General features: G+C 70.1%; 2 protein-coding genes. Both read left to right on the top strand.

The features are described 5' to 3' along the window. A partial coding sequence (locus ACXJKL_RS18090) for a carbamoyl phosphate synthase small subunit (RefSeq protein WP_457208392.1) occupies window positions 1–781 on the top strand: 781 nt, incomplete at its 5' end. Window position 782: 1 nt separating this feature from the next. Further along, window positions 783–3,105 (top strand): carbamoyl-phosphate synthase large subunit (gene carB / locus ACXJKL_RS18085; protein ID WP_457208391.1); only part of this gene is annotated, 2,323 nt, incomplete at its 3' end.

Here is a 3,105-nt window from a genome sequence, read left to right as displayed (position 1 = left end):
GGCACTGACCCGGCACCTGCGCGAGCGCGGTGCGATGCGGGTCGGCATCTCCACCACGGAGACCGACCCGGCCGCCCTGCTGGAGCGGGTGCTCGCGTCCGCCGAGATGCGGGGCGCCAACCTCAGCGAGGCCGTCTCCACGCGGGAGGCGTACGTCGTCCCGGCCGTCGGTGAGAGGCGCTTCACGGTCGCCGCGGTCGACCTCGGGATCAAGGCCAACACCCCGCGGATGATGAGCGAGCGCGGCATCGAGGTCCACGTGCTGCCCGCCACGAGCACGATCGAGGAGGTCGTCGCCACCGGCGCCGACGGACTGTTCTTCTCCAACGGCCCCGGCGACCCGGCGGCCACCACGGCACAGGTGGAGCTGCTGCAGGCCGCCCTCGACCGCGGGCTGCCCTACTTCGGGATCTGCTTCGGCAACCAGCTCTTCGGCCGGGCCCTGGGCTTCGGCACCTACAAGCTGACCTACGGCCACCGCGGCATCAACCAGCCGGTGATGGACCGCACCACCGGCAAGGTCGAGGTCACGGCGCACAACCACGGGTTCGCCGTGGACGCGCCCCTCGTGGGCAGCACCACCACGCCGTACGGCGAGGCGAGCGTCAGCCACGTCTGCCTCAACGACGACGTCGTCGAGGGCCTCGAGCTGCGTTCCGCCGACGGCGACCTGCTCAGCTTCTCGGTGCAGTACCACCCCGAGGCCGCTGCCGGCCCGCACGACGCGGCGTACCTCTTCGACCGGTTCGTCGCCCTCATGAACGAGCGGAAGGAGGCCTGAGATGCCGAAGCGCGAGGACATCCGCAGCGTCATGGTCATCGGCTCCGGGCCGATCATCATCGGCCAGGCGTGCGAGTTCGACTACTCCGGCACCCAGGCGTGCCGGGTGCTCAAGGAGGAGGGCCTGCGGGTCGTCCTGGTCAACTCCAACCCGGCCACGATCATGACCGATCCCGAGTTCGCCGACGCGACGTACGTCGAGCCGATCACGCCGGAGTACGTCGAGAAGGTCATCGCCCAGGAGCGTCCCGACGCCCTCCTCGCGACCCTCGGCGGCCAGACCGCCCTGAACTGCGCGATGGCGCTGGACGAGCAGGGCGTGCTGGAGAAGTACGGCGTCGAGCTCATCGGCGCCAGCATCGAGGCCATCGACCGCGGCGAGAACCGCGAGGTCTTCAAGAAGATCGTCGCCGAGCTCGGCGGCGAGAGCGCCCGCTCGGTGATCTGCCACTCGATGGACGACCTGATCGCCGCGGCCGACGACCTCGGCTACCCGATGGTGGTCCGCCCGTCGTTCACGATGGGCGGCACCGGCTCCGGGATGGCGTACGACGAGAAGGACCTGCGCCGCATCGGCGGCTCGGGCCTCGCGGCCAGCCCGACCACCGAGGTGCTCCTCGAGGAGTCGATCCTCGGCTGGAAGGAGTACGAGCTCGAGGTCATGCGCGACACCGCGGACAACGTCGTGATCGTCTGCTCGATCGAGAACCTCGACCCGATGGGCGTGCACACCGGCGACTCGATCACGGTCGCGCCGGCGCTGACGCTGACCGACCGCGAGTACCAGAAGATGCGCGACCTGGCCATCGCGATCATCCGCGCGGTCGGCGTCGACACCGGCGGCTGCAACATCCAGTACGCCGTCAATCCCGAGGACGGTCGCCTGATCGTCATCGAGATGAACCCGCGCGTCTCCCGCTCCAGCGCCCTCGCGTCCAAGGCCACCGGCTTCCCGATCGCCAAGATCGCCGCCAAGGTCGCCATCGGCTACACGCTCGACGAGATCCGCAACGACATCACCGTCCGCGAGGACGGGCACAGCACGCCCGCGTCGTTCGAGCCCACCCTCGACTACGTGGTGGTCAAGGTCCCCCGGTTCGCGTTCGAGAAGTTCCCCGGCGCCGACACCACGCTGACCACGCACATGAAGAGCGTCGGCGAGGCGATGGCCATCGGCCGCAACTTCACCGAGGCACTCCAGAAGGCCCTGCGCTCCCTGGAGAGCAAGGGCGCGGTCTTCGACTTCGCTGAGCCGGTCGGCGACGCCGCCACGCTGCTCGAGACCTCCCGGCGGCCCACCGACGGTCGGCTGCGCACCGTCATGGACGCCATCCGGGCGGGGGCGACGCCGGAGCAGGTCTTCGAGCACACCGCGATCGACCCGTGGTTCGTCGACCAGCTGTTCCTGATCAAGGAGGTCGCCGACGAGGTGGCGCAGGCTCCCAAGCTCGACGTGGAGACGCTGCGCCTCGCCAAGCGGCACGGCTTCTCCGACGCCCAGGTCGCCGCGATCCGCGGGATGCGCGAGGACGTCGTCCGCGGCGTCCGCCAGGCGCTCGGCCTGCGGCCGGTCTACAAGACGGTGGACACCTGCGCCGCGGAGTTCGCCGCGACCACGCCGTACCACTACTCGTCGTACGACGAGGAGACCGAGGTGGTGCCCCGCGAGCGCGAGGCGGTCATCATCCTGGGCAGCGGGCCCAACCGGATCGGCCAGGGCATCGAGTTCGACTACTCGTGCGTGCACGCCTCCCTCGCGCTGAGCGAGGCCGGCTACGACACGATCATGGTCAACTGCAACCCCGAGACCGTCTCCACCGACTACGACACCTCCGACCGGCTCTACTTCGAGCCGCTCACGCTGGAGGACGTGCTGGAGATCGTGCACGCCGAGGAGCAGGCCGGCCCGATCGCCGGGGTCATCTGCCAGCTGGGTGGGCAGACGCCGCTCGGGCTCGCGCAGGGCCTCGCCGACGCCGGCGTGAAGATCGTCGGGACCACGCCCGAGGCGATCCACCTCGCGGAGGAGCGCGGCGCGTTCGGCAAGGTGCTCGCCGACGCCGGGCTGCCGGCCCCCAAGCACGGCATGGCCGTCACGTTCGCGGACGCCAAGCGGATCGCCGACGACATCGGCTACCCGGTGCTGGTGCGCCCGTCGTACGTCCTGGGCGGTCGGGGCATGGAGATCGTCTACGACGACGACCGGCTCCGCGCCTACATCGACGCGGCGACCGAGATCAGCCCCGAGCACCCGGTGCTGGTGGACCGCTTCATCGACGACGCGGTCGAGATCGACGTCGACGCGCTGTTCGACGGTCACGAGC

The sequence above is a fragment of the Nocardioides sp. P5_C9_2 genome (genome assembly GCF_054049555.1).
This window is presented reverse-complemented; position numbering and strand designations above follow the sequence as displayed.